The 1163-nt window shown below is 60.6% G+C and carries 1 pseudogene; it reads right to left on the reverse strand.

Features of this window, described 5'->3' with window-relative positions:
* Positions 1-51: 51 nt before the first annotated feature.
* Positions 52-947 (reverse strand): annotated as a pseudogene (locus tag ACQRCJ_RS12420) (DUF1848 domain-containing protein).
* Positions 948-1163 lie beyond the last annotated feature (216 nt).

The following is a 1163-nucleotide window of genomic DNA, read 5'->3' on the forward strand; positions in this document are numbered from 1 at the left end:
CTCTAAATACCCCGCAAAATCGTTCATGACAGATGGACGCCCCACACCACTCTACGGCAGCAGACATTCCCGCATTTTGGGCTGCTGCTGGCGGCAGCGCAGAAGATTGGCGCGCACCGCCTGCTCCGAACGGTTGGCGTAGCAATAGACGCAGAAGTGCGGGCAGCTGTCATAGGCGCCGATGTCCTTGCTGGGGATGCAGCCGCAGGCCGTGCGCTGGCCCGTATCCTTGGACGCGCTGGCGGCCGTCTCCATGCCGGGCAGGAGGGAGAGCTGCCGGCGGGGTGCCAGCTCGGCCTGCACCAGCGCATCCTGCGGGCACAGGCGGCGGATGAGGACATCGTCGATACATTTGTTTTTATGGATGCCCAGGGCACTCAGGTCGATGCCTTCGGCGCAGGTGGCCAGCTCCAGCCGGTGCGGCCAACCGGCGTTCAGGGTCGCGATGCCCCGGGCCAGCTCCCGCATCTCGTCCACCGTGGGCGCGCGGTAGGCCGGATCGAGCCTTTGCAGGGCAGCGGCGGTCTTGTGGTACATGTCCACGAAGCTGAAGACGAGCTTTTCCGTATAGGGGGAAAGCTCACGCCCCAGCCGGTCGATACGTTCCAGCAGGACATCCGTACTCAAGCGGCCGCCCACGATGAGGGGATCGCAACGCCAGATGACCCGCTGCGGGCCGATGCTGTCCGCCAGCCGCTTGAACGTCTCCAGACGGCGGCACAGGGAGGGCAGGCCGGGCCCAGCCCCTCGGCCTCGTAGGCATTGAGGGTGTACTGGAAGTAGAATTGCCGGCCTGTGGCCGCGATCTCCGCCAGATGCGGCAGGAAGGGCGCGGGATGCTTGCTCCAGAAGACGAAAACACGCGTGCGGGCAAAGGAGATGAGGCTCTCCTGACGACTATTGAAGGGATTGCGCCGACGGCAAAAGCCCGCCCGCAGCCGGGCCATGAACCACTCCCCGTAGAAGGCGGGGATGTCCGTGGCCCGGCTGGCGGAGATGACGAGAAAATTTTCAGATTTCACACGAGTAAAATAATACTTTTATGTTCCTGAAAATTGTTTTGATATAAATGTTGCATAATTATCAGTCATCCCTGAGATAAAGTCTATAACACGAAGGTAAGCTGTATAAATAGAATCACCTTCATTTGGGGCATTTATTCC

Origin of the sequence: Desulfovibrio sp. SGI.102 (genome assembly GCF_050314315.1) — a bacterium.
Lineage (GTDB): Bacteria > Desulfobacterota > Desulfovibrionia > Desulfovibrionales > Desulfovibrionaceae > Desulfovibrio.